This window comes from Streptomyces sp. SAJ15, assembly GCF_007595705.1.
Lineage (GTDB): Bacteria > Actinomycetota > Actinomycetes > Streptomycetales > Streptomycetaceae > Streptomyces.
Window position 1 is genome coordinate 268,381 of the sequence record NZ_NISY01000006.1, and the last position, 13,333, is coordinate 281,713.

Annotated in this window: 14 protein-coding genes; 6 read left to right on the plus strand and 8 right to left on the minus strand. The window is 71.5% G+C overall.

Annotated features, from left to right (window positions below; all coding sequences use genetic code 11):
* Positions 1–32: 32 nt before the first annotated feature.
* Positions 33–668 carry a LysE family transporter gene (locus tag CD790_RS18330; RefSeq protein ID WP_144384339.1) on the plus strand — a complete coding sequence of 212 codons (636 nt, stop codon included), beginning with the start codon at positions 33–35 and terminating at the stop codon, positions 666–668.
* A 137-nt stretch (positions 669–805) separates the two neighbouring features.
* Here the strand turns inward: CD790_RS18330 and CD790_RS18335 are convergent, their stop codons facing one another.
* Positions 806–1,192, minus strand: a complete 387-nt coding sequence (locus CD790_RS18335) for a hypothetical protein (protein ID WP_144384341.1) — start codon at positions 1,190–1,192, stop codon at positions 806–808.
* A gap of 219 nt (positions 1,193–1,411) precedes the next feature.
* Between CD790_RS18335 and CD790_RS18340 the strand changes: the two genes are divergently transcribed.
* Complete coding sequence (locus CD790_RS18340) at positions 1,412–2,209, plus strand: matrixin family metalloprotease (RefSeq protein WP_144384343.1); 798 nt, start codon at positions 1,412–1,414, stop codon at positions 2,207–2,209.
* Between the two features lie 351 nt (positions 2,210–2,560).
* A complete protein-coding gene (locus tag CD790_RS18345) occupies positions 2,561–3,109 on the plus strand; it encodes a hypothetical protein (RefSeq protein WP_144384345.1) in 549 nt (182 codons plus the stop codon).
* A 101-nt stretch (positions 3,110–3,210) separates the two neighbouring features.
* Here the strand turns inward: CD790_RS18345 and CD790_RS18350 are convergent, their stop codons facing one another.
* From CD790_RS18350 to CD790_RS18365, 4 genes are all read right to left on the minus strand, one after another.
* Entirely contained in the window at positions 3,211–3,375 is a 165-nt protein-coding gene (locus CD790_RS18350) for a hypothetical protein (RefSeq protein ID WP_399217770.1), read from the minus strand.
* A gap of 31 nt (positions 3,376–3,406) precedes the next feature.
* A complete protein-coding gene (locus CD790_RS18355; protein WP_186319092.1) occupies positions 3,407–5,011 on the minus strand; it encodes an alpha/beta fold hydrolase in 1,605 nt (534 codons plus the stop codon).
* Between the two features lie 12 nt (positions 5,012–5,023).
* The gene (locus CD790_RS18360; RefSeq protein WP_399217771.1) at positions 5,024–6,580 is read right to left on the minus strand and encodes an alpha/beta fold hydrolase; all 1,557 of its coding nucleotides are present in this window, start codon (positions 6,578–6,580) and stop codon (positions 5,024–5,026) included.
* A gap of 324 nt (positions 6,581–6,904) precedes the next feature.
* Entirely contained in the window at positions 6,905–8,149 is a 1,245-nt protein-coding gene (locus CD790_RS18365) for an MFS transporter (protein WP_144384349.1), read from the minus strand.
* Between the two features lie 135 nt (positions 8,150–8,284).
* Between CD790_RS18365 and CD790_RS18370 the strand changes: the two genes are divergently transcribed.
* Both CD790_RS18370 and CD790_RS18375 read left to right on the plus strand, forming a co-directional pair.
* Positions 8,285–9,220 carry a LysR family transcriptional regulator gene (locus CD790_RS18370; protein WP_144384351.1) on the plus strand — a complete coding sequence of 312 codons (936 nt, stop codon included), beginning with the start codon at positions 8,285–8,287 and terminating at the stop codon, positions 9,218–9,220.
* 193 nt (positions 9,221–9,413) lie between these two features.
* Positions 9,414–10,319 (plus strand): serine protease, encoded by a 906-nt coding sequence (locus CD790_RS18375; protein ID WP_144384352.1) that lies wholly within the window; start codon positions 9,414–9,416, stop codon positions 10,317–10,319.
* A 94-nt stretch (positions 10,320–10,413) separates the two neighbouring features.
* Here the strand turns inward: CD790_RS18375 and CD790_RS18380 are convergent, their stop codons facing one another.
* Positions 10,414–10,839 (minus strand): tautomerase family protein, encoded by a 426-nt coding sequence (locus tag CD790_RS18380; RefSeq protein ID WP_144384353.1) that lies wholly within the window; start codon positions 10,837–10,839, stop codon positions 10,414–10,416.
* Positions 10,840–10,874: 35 nt separating this feature from the next.
* Positions 10,875–11,576, minus strand: coding sequence for an SDR family oxidoreductase (locus tag CD790_RS18385; RefSeq protein ID WP_144384354.1), 702 nt, complete (start codon positions 11,574–11,576; stop codon positions 10,875–10,877).
* 91 nt (positions 11,577–11,667) lie between these two features.
* Between CD790_RS18385 and CD790_RS18390 the strand changes: the two genes are divergently transcribed.
* A complete protein-coding gene (locus CD790_RS18390; RefSeq protein ID WP_144384495.1) occupies positions 11,668–12,150 on the plus strand; it encodes a helix-turn-helix domain-containing protein in 483 nt (160 codons plus the stop codon).
* Positions 12,151–12,255: 105 nt separating this feature from the next.
* Here the strand turns inward: CD790_RS18390 and CD790_RS18395 are convergent, their stop codons facing one another.
* Entirely contained in the window at positions 12,256–13,227 is a 972-nt protein-coding gene (locus tag CD790_RS18395) for a YihY/virulence factor BrkB family protein (RefSeq protein ID WP_144384355.1), read from the minus strand.
* Between the last annotated feature and the right edge of the window lie 106 nt (positions 13,228–13,333).

Genomic DNA, 13,333 nt, shown 5'->3' on the forward strand with positions numbered 1-13,333 from the left:
GGCCGAACCCGGAGGCCGATGCCCGCGCGCTCGTGACCGCCGCCCTGGTCGCGGGCCTCGTCGCCGGATACGGCATCGCCGTTCCGGTGGGGGCGGTCGCGACGTATCTGGTGGCCCTCACGGCCCGGACGTCGTGGAGGGTCGGCGCCGCCGCCGCGCTGGGTGTCGCCACGGCCGACGGCCTCTATGCCCTGCTCGCCGTGGTCGGGGGCTCCGGACTCACCCACGTCGTCGAGCCGATCGCCATTCCTCTGCGCTGTGCCTCGGCCGTGGTGCTCATCGCGCTGGCGGCCCACAGCGGTGCCAGCGCGATCAGTCGGTACCGCGAACGCCGGACGGCGGCGGCCCGGACAGAGGCAGCCCGTATCGGCCCCGCGCGGGCCTATCTGGGGTTGTTGGGGATCACCATGATGAACCCCCTGACCGTGCTCTACTTCGCGGCGCTCGTGCTCGGCGGCCAGACCGCGGCGGATCCCACCCTGCTGGAGCAAGCCGTCTTCGTCCTCGCCGCCTTCGCGGCATCCGCCAGCTGGCAACTGCTGCTCGCCGGTGGCGGAGCACTGCTCGGCCGGGCGCTGACCGGAGACCGCGGGCGGCTCGTCACCGCCATGGCCTCCAGCACCCTGATCACCGCACTCGCCGTCCACCTGCTGATCTCCGTACCCTGACCCTGACCAGTCGTGACGTCGAGGTGCTGAGCCCCGGATCCGAGGACTCATCCGGTCAGGGGGACTGGGGCGCCGTTCCGCGGGCAGGGGGTCCGCAGCGGTGGAAGCCCGGCGTCCACGCGTGCCCGCGCGAAGCCCTACGAGGCGGCCGCGGCGGTGTGGAGTACCGCGAAGAGTCCACGGATCCGGGTGCCGTCCGGCAGGGCCCAGTGGCCTGTGACCTGGCCGGTCGCACCCTCCGGGAGGTGATCCCGGCCGTCCGGGCTGGGCCGCAGGACGCGCTGCAGCCGGAGCGTCACACCCCGCGGCGCACGTAGCTCGGTGCCCTCCCGGTCGTCCGCGGCGCTGGTGGCCATGCCGTCACCGAGGGGGAACGTGCCGATGTAGGAGCGGGTGACCTGCCGGTCTACGGTGTCGCTGACGCTCTGCGCCTGGGCCTCGACCCGGCCCTCCACCAAGGCCAGCAACTCGGCGACCAGCACCGGGTCATGGGCCCCGTCGTAGACCCAGCGCGGCCCCAACACCCCGTGCTCCGTATACCGGCGGTCCCCTTCCGTGGCGCGGTGATGATCACTTCTACTCCGCCACCTGCCGTGGCGCTCCGGGCCGGCCGCCCCGGCGGGGGCCGCGGGCCGGCGCCCTGCCGGGAGGGCCGACCCGAGGTGCGGATGCCCGGTCACCTGCGCACGATGGAAAGCGGGGCTGAGGGGATCGTGCGCAGATTCTGAGAACGGGAGGCGGGAATGGCCGAGCAACGGTTCACGATCGAGCTTGAGCGCGCCGGTGTGGGCGACGAGAACCCCGAGCTCGTCAAGGTCCAGGAGTATCTCTCGAGGTACGGCTACCTCCGCGGCAGGCAGGAGCAGGGCCGGCTCGACACCGCGACAAGCGAGGCGGTGGCCACCTTCCAGCGGTTCGCCGGCATCGAGGAGACCGGCGAGGTGGACCGGACGACCATCGAGGCGATGGAGCGCCGCCGCTGCGGAGTGCCCGACACCCGGAGCGTCGACCAGATGCGGGGCGGCGCCAGTGCCGAATTCGTACTGAGAGGCTGCAAGTACGAACAGGAGAGCATGCGTTACCGGTTCCTCAACGGCACCCAGGACATCGCCGCCGAGGACGAGCGTGGCGCGGTCGGCAGGGCCTTCGACACCTGGGCGGCGGTTCTCTCCGGAATGACCTTCGAGGAGAGCGACTCCTCCGACGCGGACTTCACCATCACATGGGCCAGCAGTTCCCACGGCGACGGATCCGCGTTCGACGGCGTCGGCAACACCCTCGCCCACGCCTTCTTCCCCCCACCGTGCGGCGGGCCCAACGCCGGGGCGCTGCACTTCGACGAGGCCGAGAAGTGGAGCCTGACGGGCAGCGGACAGACCATCGACACCGAGACCGTCGCGCTCCACGAGATCGGTCACCTCCTCGGCCTGGACCACTCCCAGGTGAACACGGCGGTGATGGCACCCTTCTACGGCGGCCCCCGTCGAACGCTGTCACAGGACGACATCGACGGCATCCGGGTGCTCTACCCGGCGGCGTGACGCACGGGGGAGCGCGCCACGCGGCGGCGTGGCGCGCTGGGGAGCGGGCTACCCGGCGGTGTGGCGCACGGGGGAGCAGGCCACGGCGAACGACCACTTCGACGGCTGGGGCTCCCGAGGCGGGGCTACGGAACCGGGCTTCGCCGTCTCGCGTCCCTCCCTGGCGAAACGTGAACTGAACCGGCGATCAGGGACCGGGCGGATGGGGGCGGACGGATGCGGGCGGGGGAGAAGGCGAGGCGTCGACGAACGGGCGGCCGAGCGTGGTTGGTCTGCGTCGCGGCGCTCGGGATGACGGCCGCCCTCTCCGGATGCGCCGGGGACGGCGACGACGAGGCATCGAAAGCACCCGTGTCGTTCGGAGCGGACTGGGACCGCGAGGCCGACCCGGGTACCCCGCACTCCATCGGCGGTGACGGCGTGCCACGTCTTCGGCTCACGCTGCCGGACGGCGTGGACGTCAAGAAGGGCCACACCCTGGTGACCGCCCCCGGCACCCCGGCTGAATGCCGGGTCCCGCCTCAGCGGGCCGTCGACGACCACTGGAACGTCTACTACTCCTGGTACTCGATGCCGACCTCCTGCGAGGTCGACAAGGAGAGGAACGAGAATCCGCACAACGGCATGCACCCCCGCTACCGGACGGCCGCCGATATCCCACCCGCGGTGAACAAGACCGCTCGTACGGTGAGCACCCCGCTGGGCCCGGCGCGGGTGTTCAAGCAGAAGTTCTGGAGAGCGACCAACGAGTATCGCTCCTTCTACGAACCGTTCGTGGTCATCACCCTGGACAAGCCCGCCGACCCCGAGTACCCGACCCTGGTGTTCACGTCGGAAGAGGCCAAGATCTCGGAGACCGATCTGCTTCGGGTCGTCACCAGGGATCTGACTCCCCGCTGAGGACTCCGCCGCGGACCGAGGTGAGCGGCGGCGCACCGGGTGTCCCGGTGATGGCTTCCTGGGCGGACAGCATCTTCCCCGCCTCTAGCAGGCACGCGGGGCTACCAGGCCGGATTCGTAGGCGAGCACCACGAGCTGCGCCCGGTCCGCTCCACGGGGAGCTCGGCATGGACGGTGAAGCCGCCCCCGCCGCGCGCTTCGGCGCGCAGCCGACCGCCGAGGGTGGTGACGCGCTCGCGCCTGCCGAGCAGCCCGAGACCGGGCACGGAAGATGCCGCAGGACTGTGAGCCCTGCGCTCACGGCCCGATCTCGAACTGGGGCGGCTTGAGGCCGGTGACGCATCCGGTATTCGGAGCGGTCGGAGTGTCGAAGAAGGAGGCGGTGATCTCTTGGGCGCACCGTGACGTGGCGAACACCACATGGGGCTCGTAGGGGACCGTGACGACGGTGGCCTGACTCAACGTACGGGCGACGTACGGGCCGTTGTCCGCCCCGGTCTGGGAGTCGAAGCCGCCCGACAGGGCGAGGGTGGGGATGTCGCTCCGTGTGACGTCGCGGATGGAGGGCGGCGCCGCGGGGATGTTCCAGACGGCGCAGTCCGGACGGAGGAAGGTGAGCTGCGGAGCCTGGGCCTGTACCGAGCGGGGGAACGACGGGAACGCCTCCTGCCCGGCCCGGATCACCTCGGCCTGGCTCTCGTACGGCACCCACTCACTGCAGAAGACGCCGTAGGCGAGCCCGTGGGCGACCCTGCCGAATGCCTGGGGGCTGAGCCTGCCGCCCGCCCACTGCTCGGCGATCCGCTGCGGGTTGCCGTGGGCCAGTTCGTCGAGAGAACGGGGTACGCCCGGCGCCACATGGGTGGCGGAGGTCATCCAGTTCACCAGGGCTCCGCCGTCCAGTACGACCTTCACCGGCTCCGGGTGGCCGGGGACCGTGACGGTGGTCGTGACCGGGTGAGCTTCCAGTTCACGGACGAGGCGGTCGAAGGTGGCGGACAGGTTCGGATAGCGGCGGTCGCACGCGGGCTGCTCCGCGCAGGCTTTGAACAGGCCGTCGAAGCCCTGCCGGGCGCTGCTCCAGGCCAGCGCCGAACCCGCCTTGGACGGCGGCAGGATGCCGTCGATGCCGACCGACCGGATTCCCTGGGGGTGTTGGCGCATGTAGATGAGCGCCAGGTGAGTGCCGTAGGAGATGCCGAACACGTTCCACTGATCGAGGCCCAGCGCGACGCGCAGATCCGCGTAGTCGGCGGCGCTCTCGGTGTCGTCGTAGGCGCTGAGGTCGACACCGCGGCCCGCCAACCGCTCGCGGCAGGTGCGCGTCGCCTCGACGTGCAGGCGCTCGGTGGACGGCGCACCGAAGACGAGGCCGACCACGCGTGCGTTGAACTCGTCGATATTGGGGCAGGTGAGCGCCGGGTCGGCCGAGTACGTCCCCCGCTGGGACATGAAGATCACGTCCCGGTCGCGGTTCAGGCCGCCGTCGATCGCCATCTGCGCCTCCCCGACCGCGTCGTCGCCCGGTCCACCGGCGAACCACACGATCGGGTCGGGCTTCGGTCGGGCGGCCGCCGCCGGCACGATCGCGACACCGAGGGTGATCGTGCGACCGTCGCGCTCGGCGCGGTTCTCGGGCACGGTGAGTGTGCCGCAGCGGGCCTCCGTGAGCGCGGGGATCGGCTCCGGCGTCTTCGGGCAAGGGCCCGGCTCGAAGCGGGCATCGCCCACCGTCCGGGCAACGGTGCCGATTCCCGCTCCGGTGGAGGTGCTGGTGCCGTGGTGTTCCGCGCGGGCGGGCGTCGCGAGCAGGCCGGTGACGAGGATTCCGGTCGCCACCGCGGCCGACATGGCGTGGAGCCGAACGGTGCCGCGACGACGGGGCGGGTGGTTGAGTGCCATCTGACCTCCCGGTCACTTCGGGATGATCGTGAACGGTTTCGGCGTGAGACCGGCCACGCACCCGGTGTCGGGCGCGGTCGGACGAGCGAGGAACGAGGCCAGCACGCGCTGCGCGCACGGCGATTGCGGGACCACCCAGTGTCCGATGCCGGGGACCTGCACGGAGGTCGAGCGGGACAGCGTACGGGCCGCGACCCGCGCCCAGCTCGCCCCGGTCTTCGTGTCGAACGTCCCGGAGATCAGGAGTGTCGGCACGGCGCTGACGGTGGCCACCCGTTGGAGGGATGTGCGGTCAGGAACGTCCCAGATGCGGCACACCTGGTGCTGGAACGGAAGCTGCGGTGCCTGGGCCAGGACGGTGTCCGGCCACCCGGGGAAGGCCCGGCGCCCCGCCCGCAGCACATCGGACGGCGTCGAGCCCGGCACCCACTCGCTGCACGCCACCGACTCCGTCAGGCCGTGGGCGTTCTCACCGACGACCTGGACCGAGCCGGCCGCGCGGGCCTGCGCGAAGCGCTCCGGACGCCCGTGGGCGAGCTCCTCGATCGCCGCGGGGACGTCGGGCGGCGGGATGGCGTTGGCGACCAGCAGGTTCAGCAGTGCGCCCCCGTCGAGGACGACCTTCACCGGGTCTCCTCCGCGGGGCGGCCGGGCGTTCAGCGTCAGGGGCTGTGCCTCCAGCCTGCGCACCTGCTCGGTGAGGGTGCGACGGAGGTCCGGGTAGCGGCTCTTGCAGCGGGGCTCGGCCGCGCATGCCTCAAGGAGGTTCTCGATCCCCTCCCGGGCGCTGCTCCAGGTCCACGGGAGGGTTGCGACCTGCGGAGGGGTGACCGAGTCGATCGCCACCGCGCGAATCCCCCGAGGATGCTCGCGCAGGTAGGTGAGGGCCAGGTCGCTGCCGTAGGAGTACCCGTAGACGTTCCACCGGGAGATGCCCAGCGCCGTGCGCAGGCCGGCGAAGTCCGCCGCGTTCTCCGTGGTGTTGTAGGCGCTCAGGTCGATCCCGTCGGCTGCCAGGCGGTTCCGGCACTTCTTCACCGAGTCGAGCAGGAGCCGTTCCGCCTGCGGCGAAGCGTAGCCGAGCCCCACGGACTCGGCGTAGAACCGGTCCATCTCCGGACAGGCGAGGTTCGGTTGCGAGTAGAGGTTGCCGCGCTGGGCCATGATGATCAGTGCGCGATCCCGGTTCAGGCCGGAGTCGACCAGGAAGGGAATGTCGTCGAACGTGTCGCCGCCGGGGCCGCCCGCCATGAAGACCACCGGGTCCTCGGCGGGCTTCGCCGATATGGCGGGGATGACCGCCACGGCCAGTCGGATCGTCCGGCTGCCAGGGCGGGCGCGGTTCTCGGGGACTTCCAGGAAGCCACACCGCGCGGTGTTCAGCGCGGCGATCGGCTCGGGCGTCTTCGGGCAGGGACCGGGCACGAACCGCGACGGGGCGGTCGGGCTGTGTCCGGCGGTGTGGCGGGGTGGTGATGCGGCACTGCGTGGTGATGCGGCACTGCTCGGTGTCAGGCCGAACGCCGCGAGGAGCAGGGCGGCCGCGGCGGCCGCCGCGTGGGTGGGCACCCCGCCGGGGCGCCGCCGGGCGCACCGGCGTGGCGCTCTCGTCCGCGGGGCCCTGCCCTTCTCCGGAGCGCCCTGCTCCGGCGCGGATGACGGGCCGTCGCCCCTTTCCGGCGCGGATGACGGGCCGCTTGGACTGATGCTGCGCTCTGCCATGTGATCCCGCTCCTCTGTCAGTCCACGGCTGCCCGGTCGACAACGCCACAGCGGTATGGGGCGGAATGTGCGGTATTAGGACGATACCGGGTGAGGTGAATGCGCGCACACGGACAGCCGGAGCTCATCGCCGAAAGCCCCCGGCCGCGGCGTCGGCCGTGACGGCGGCCGTCAGGTGCGGCTCGGAGCCGACTCCGGCTCGGAGAGGGGCGCTGCCGCGCGGCGGGGGAGCAGCAGCGGGGTCGCCAGCAGGAGCACGCCGGCCAGGCCGATGGCCGTACGCGGGCCGAGCAGGCTGCCCAGCACGCCCCAGACGGCCGTCAGCAGCGCGGTCGTGGCCTTGGCCGTCACAGCCCAGGCGGTCAGCGTGCGGGTGACCCGGCCGGCCGCGGTGCGTTCGAGGCGGTAGGTGGTGTAGACGGGGTTGAAGACCCCGCAGCAGAGGATGAGCCCGAGCTCGACGCCCATCACCAGCAGCAGACCTCCGCCACCCGGCCCCAGGAAGGCCAGGCCGATGGGCCAGAGCGCGCGCAGCGCCCCGGACACGACCAGGACCTGGTGCTGCCCGAACCGGGTGACGAGCGGTCGGGCCAGCCGCGAACCGAGCAGCCCGCCGATCGAGGGCGCGGCGAAGGCGAGGGCGTACTGCCAAGGGGCGAAGCCGAGTTGGCCGAGCATCAGGACGGCCAGCAGCGGCTGGGCGGCCATCACCAGGCCGTTGAACACGGCGGTGTTGAAGAACAGCGAACGCAGCGTCGCGTCGGCGAGGATGTACCGCCAGCCGTCGAGCAGATCCCCGGCCCGCACGCGCGCGGGCTCCCGGCGCTCGGGCCGCGGCTCGTGGCCGCCCGTCGCGCGGATGCCCAGGGCCGAGAGCAGGTAGCTGACCGCGTCGGCCACCACCGTCGCCACCGGGCCGAGGAGCCCGATCGCGGCGCCGCCCAGCGGCGGTCCGATGATCGTGGTCGTCCAGGTCGTGGACTCGAATCGGGCGTTGGCGACGAGCAGGTCCTCGGCCGGCAGCAGTGTCTTCAGGTACGCGCCGGAGGCGGCGCGGAAGGTGATGTCGGCCGCGGCGACGACGACCGAGACCAGCAGGAGCTGAAGGAAGGTGAGCACGCCGAGCGCGTACGCGCTGGGGACCGTCAGCAGCGCCGCGCACCGCACCAGGTCCATCGCGACCAGCACGGACCGCTTGCGGCGGAACTCCACCCAGGGACCGAGCGGCACCGCCACCGCCGCGCCCACCGCGGCTCCCACGGAGGAGAGCGCGGCGACCTCGGCCGGTCCGGCGTGCAGCACCTGGATGGCGATCAGCGGGAACGCCCCGAAGGCGAGCCACGTGCCGAGCGCGCTGGTCCCGTACGCGGCCCAGAGCCACCCGAACCGCCGCCCCAGCCGGTGCCCGCTGCTCATGCCCGACGCCCCTCCGCCACTCACCCGCACCACCGATCCGCGATCGGAAGCATCAAAGCGAGCAGCACACCCGGGGATCAAACAACCGCAGGACCGCCTGGCCACAACCAACGGTTGTGTCCCTAGGGTGTCGACATGGACCTCGACACCGTCCGGACCTTCGTCGCCGTCGTCGACGCGGGGCGGTTCCAGGAGGCCGCCGCCGAGCTGGCGGTCACCCAGCAGGCCGTCTCCAAGCGCATCGCCGCGCTGGAACGCGGCCTCGGCGTGCGGCTGTTCACCCGCACCGCGCGCGGCGCCGGGCTCACCATCGACGGGCAGGCGTTCCTGCCCCACGCGCGCGAGCTGCTGCGCGTCGCCGAGCGCGCGGTCGCGTCCGTGCGCCCCGGCCACCGTCCGCTGCGCGTCGACGTGATCGCCTCGCGCGTCGCCCCGTCGGGCCTGATGCGCGGCTTCCACCGGGCGCGGCCCGAGATCGACCTCGACGTGGTGATGCTGTCCGACATCGAAACGGCCGTCACCGCCATCCGGTCCGGTGAGATCGACGCGTCCTTCCGCGCCGTCGCCGCCCCCGGCCGGCCCCTCCCCGAAGACATCGAGTCCGTCCGGGTGCTCGACGAACCGCTCCAGCTCCTTATCGGCCCCGCCCACGCGCTGGCGGACGCCCGGTCGGTGCCCGTCGCCCAGCTCGCCGGGCACCGGATCTGGATGCCCGGCATCGTGCCCGGTACCGAGTGGGCCGCCTACTACGACGACCTCGTCGCCGAGTTCGGACTCACCATCGAGGCGACCGGCCCCAACTTCGGCTCCGACGCGCTCCTCGACACCATCGCCGACACCCCTGCCCTGGCCACCTTCATGGGCGAACGCACCCGCCTCGTCTGGCCCGCCGACCACGGCCTGCGCCGCATCCCGGTGACCGACCCGACGCCCGTCTACCCGCACTCGCTCCTCTGGCACCGCGACAACCCCCACCCGGCGCTGGCCATCCTCCGCGCCCACCTCGCCGCCACGGCGGCCGACCAGGACGCCGCCGGGACCTGGGCGCCGAGCTGGGTGATTCCGCGCTGAACGCCGCCACGTCCGCGAGTGCGGCGGAACACCGCGGCGGGTGATCCGGACGCGGCGGAGGTGCGACGGGCTGATACCTCACACCGAACAAGATGGCCATGGCAACGAAAGATCAGACGACGGATGCACCCCACTCGCCGAAATCGCATCCTTCCGGGTGATGGCCCCATCCCGATCATCCGAGAGGACACCCATGTCACCCAGCCCGTCCCGAGGCGTGCGCCGCACCGTCTCCGGTCTCGCCACCGCCCTGCTGGCCCTGGCCGGCCCCCTGCTGGCCCCGGCCGTACCCGCGGCGGCCGCCGCCGGAACCGGGCAGGTCGGCACGGTCACCTACACGGCGGCGGAGCAGGCCGCCGCCCTCTCGCACTGGACGCCCGCACGCATGAAGCAGGTCGGCCGCGACATCGACCAGGGACGGACCGGACCGCTGAGCAAGCCCTGGACCGGCAAGGGCGTCCCCAGCATCGGCCGGCTCTTCTTCGTCAACTCGAGGGGGCAGGACACCTGGTGCACGGCCAGCGCCGTCACCAGCGGCAACCGCTCAGTGATCATGACCGCCGCCCACTGCGCCCGCCTCGGCTCCTCGCCCGCCAACACCTACAGCGACATCGTCTTCGTCCCCGGCTACGCCAAGGGCAAGGCGCCGTACGGTCGCTATGCCGTCAAGGCGACCATGACACCGCGCTCCTGGGCCGAGAACACCGTCAACGACGTGGCGGCGATGGTCGTCGCCACCCCGGCCAAGGGGAAGCGGCTCACCGACGCGGTGGGGGCACAGGACATCGCCTTCGGCCGTCCGGCCGGTGAGCGGGTCACCGCCTTCGGCTATCCGGGGACCACTCCCCAGCGGGGCGAGGATCTGCTGTACTGCGCTGGCACCTCTCAGCGCGCCCCCGAGGGCGAGCAGCGCGTCCCCTGTGACCTCGGCGGCGGCGCGAGCGGCGGCCCCTGGCTCGCCGGCTTCGACTCCGCCACCGGTAAGGGCACCGTGGTCTCGGTCAACAGCCACGGCGAGGGCGACGGCGGCTCCCCGATGTACGGGCCGACGTTCGACAAGACCGCGCGGGCCGTCTACGACGCCGCCCAGCGCGGCTGAGCGCCGGGGCTCCGGCCCGGCCGAAGCGGCGGGCCGTCCCGAGGCCCGGAGGCGGTCATGGCGACTGGTCCGGGGACGGTGCCGGCGGGCCTGATCAGTAGGGGGACGCCGAGTTGTTCTCAGCCCAGAGCTTCTCGGCGTCGGAGCCCGCCGGGGGCGGCACGATGCCGTTGATCATCCAGAGGTCGTCGCTGGTCTCGTCGATATGGAACTCCCAGTGCAGCCCTGCGCTCCGTTCCAGGTGGGGCCGCAGCATGCCATCGATCCACTGGGCGGTCCGGCGACGGCTCTCCCGGTCGGGGTTGCGGCGGGCGATGTGATCGATGGTGATGCGGACCCCGACCGGGGTGGGCTCCCCACCGACGTAGAAGTCCTCAGGCCGGGTCTCGTGGAACAGTGTGACCACGTAGAACCGGGGCAGCCCGACCTTTTCGTAGTGGTCGGCGATGTCGGAGGCGAGTCGACGCTTCTCCGCCTCGGTGAAGGTTCCGGGCGTGTGGTGAACGGTCCACAGTGGCATGGCGGTTCGGTACTCCTCGAATGGAGGGATGGGTGTCAACGGGCGGCTGAGAAGGCCAGGCGCTCCACGGGTCCGGACAGCGCCGCCTTGGCGGCGACTGTGGCGTCGTCCGTGAGCACCTCCGTGGCCTCGGCCTCCAGGCCGTCGACGATCCGCGCGGCCACCTCGGCCGGCGTCGCCTTCGGAAGCTCGAAGGCGGAGACCATCTCGGTGTCGATGAACCCTGCGTGTACGCCGACGACCTGGGTGTTCTGACGCGCCAGTTCCAGTCGGAGCGAGTTCGTGACGGACCACGCCGCAGCCTTGGACGCCCCGTAGGCGCCGCTGCCGGCCAGCCAGGACAGCACGGAGTGCATGTTCACCAGTGCGCCCCCGCCGTTCGCGGCCAGGATCGGCGCGAACGTTCGAGCAACCCGCAGCAGCCCGAAGACGTTGACGTCGAACGTCGCGGTGACGCGCTCGAAGTCGCCCGTCAGCAGCGGAGCCGGCAGCAGGGCTCCCGCGTTGTTGAACACGATCTCGACATCGGCGGCGACCTTCGCGAGGGCGGCGACCGACGCCGCCGAGCGGACCTCCAGTTCGGCGGCAATCACCTCTGGACGGTTGTCGAGGTACGCCGAGCGCGCGGTCGAGTACACCTTTCGCGCCCCACGCGCCAGCACCTCGTCCACCAGCGCCGCGCCCAGTCCCCGCCGGCCCCCGGTCACCACGACCACCCTGCCTGCCACTGCGACCACAAGTACCCCCACCTGGATAACGTTGACGTTAGTCAGATGGAATCACGCCCCGCTGGATAACGCAATCGTTAGTTACAATGCCGGGGTGGCGATGAGGTTCGAGGAACGGCTGCGCGACCGAGACGCGTGGTCGATCGGCGACGGATGCTCGGCGGGGCGGGTGTTGGACCTGCTCAGCACCAAGACGGTGTTCCTGGTGGTCCGCGAGTGCTTCTACGGCACCACTCGGTTCGAGGACTTCGTGGAACGGATCGGGGCCTCGGCCCCCGCGGTGTCGCGGGCGCTCAAGCAGCTGAAGGCCGCGCGGATCGTCGAGCCCGTTCCCTACCGGGAGCCGGGGAGCCGGGCCCGGGACGAGTACCGGCTGACGGAGGCCGGTGAGGACCTGCTCCCGGTGTTCCTGTCGCTGATGCAGTGGGGCGACAAGTACCTACAGGAAGGCCGCCCGCCCCTGTCGTTCGCCGAGGCCGACACCGACCGTCCGATACGGGTCCGCGTCACCGCCGACCCGGCGCCGGAGCCGCTGTCCGACGACATCGAGATCCGGCTGAACCCCGCCTGGCGCCGCGGCTAGGACTGCGGAGCGGCTGCGGATGCCCAGTGGCTCGTAGGCGAGCATGGAGACCTTCATCGCTGCCTCCGGCCGCGCATCCGCCGTGACGGTGCCCGCGGCGGGTGTTCAGAGGTTGCGGGTGTCGCGGGGCTCCGCATACGGCTCCTCGCCGGGTGGGTGCCCTGCGTCGATGGCGCGGCCCCGTTCCAGTTCGGCGTCGAATTCCAGGCCGAGCAGGATGGCGATATTCGAGATCCACAGCCAGATCAGGAAGATGATCACCGAGGCCAGGCTGCCGTAGGTCTTGTTGTAGCTGCCGAAGTTCGCCACGTACAGCGCGAAGCCGCCGGAGGCGATGATCCAGATGAGGCAGGCGAGGATGCTGCCGGGGGTGACCCAGCGGAAGCCGCGCTTGACATTCGGTGACGCCCAGTACAGCAGGGCGATGATCAGGCTGAACAGGAAGACCATCACCGGCCATTTGGCGATGTTCCACACCGTGATGGCCGTATCCCCGACGCCCAGGACCTGCCCGGTCTTCTTGGCCATGGTGCCTGTGAAGACGACGCCGACCGCGATCGCCGCCAGGAGCACCACGACGACGATCGTGATGCCGAACCGGGTGGGCAGCGTCTTCCACACCGGCCGCCCCTCCCCGATGTCGTAGACCGCGTTGGAAGCGCGCATGAAGGCCGCGATGTATCCGGACGCCGACCACAGCGCGATCAGGGTGCCGATGACCAGCGCGATGCCGGCGCCGCCCTGGTTGTCCTGGATCTGCTTGAGCATGCTGTCGAGGGTGTCGTGGGCGGCCCCCGGGGCCACGCTGCTCAGGTTGTCGATCAGCGACTGGACGCTGGAGCTCCCCATCAGGCCCAGGATGGACACCAGGGCCAGCAGGGCGGGGAAGATCGAGAGCACCCCGTAGTACGTGAGCGCGGCGCCCCAGTCGGTGAGATTGTCGTCCCTGAACTCCGTCACGGTGCGTTTGAGCGCCCCCTGCCACGTCTTCCCGGGCAGGTCCGTGGGCCCGTTGGCGGGCGGCTTCCTGTCCGGCTCGGGGCGGGAGGCGCCGGCCTCGTCCGTGTTGTGTCCCATGGCTCCACTCCTTGGCTCCGCTTGGCTCCGCGCCAGACTCGGCGCCACCGCGTGAATCCGCTGAAGAAGACGTTGATCCGGGGCTCCCTCCAGTGTCGCGCGGGCT

Coding starts and splice junctions, on each gene's coding strand:
- CD790_RS18340 (WP_144384343.1), top strand. CDS start 1,412: ATGGCCGAGCAACGGTTCACGATCGAGCTTGAGCGCGCCGGTGTGGGC.
- CD790_RS18355 (WP_186319092.1), bottom strand. CDS start 5,011: ATGGCACTCAACCACCCGCCCCGTCGTCGCGGCACCGTTCGGCTCCAC.
- CD790_RS18365 (WP_144384349.1), bottom strand. CDS start 8,149: ATGAGCAGCGGGCACCGGCTGGGGCGGCGGTTCGGGTGGCTCTGGGCC.
- CD790_RS18370 (WP_144384351.1), top strand. CDS start 8,285: ATGGACCTCGACACCGTCCGGACCTTCGTCGCCGTCGTCGACGCGGGG.
- CD790_RS18375 (WP_144384352.1), top strand. CDS start 9,414: ATGTCACCCAGCCCGTCCCGAGGCGTGCGCCGCACCGTCTCCGGTCTC.
- CD790_RS18380 (WP_144384353.1), bottom strand. CDS start 10,839: ATGCCACTGTGGACCGTTCACCACACGCCCGGAACCTTCACCGAGGCG.
- CD790_RS18390 (WP_144384495.1), top strand. CDS start 11,668: ATGAGGTTCGAGGAACGGCTGCGCGACCGAGACGCGTGGTCGATCGGC.
- CD790_RS18395 (WP_144384355.1), bottom strand. CDS start 13,227: ATGGGACACAACACGGACGAGGCCGGCGCCTCCCGCCCCGAGCCGGAC.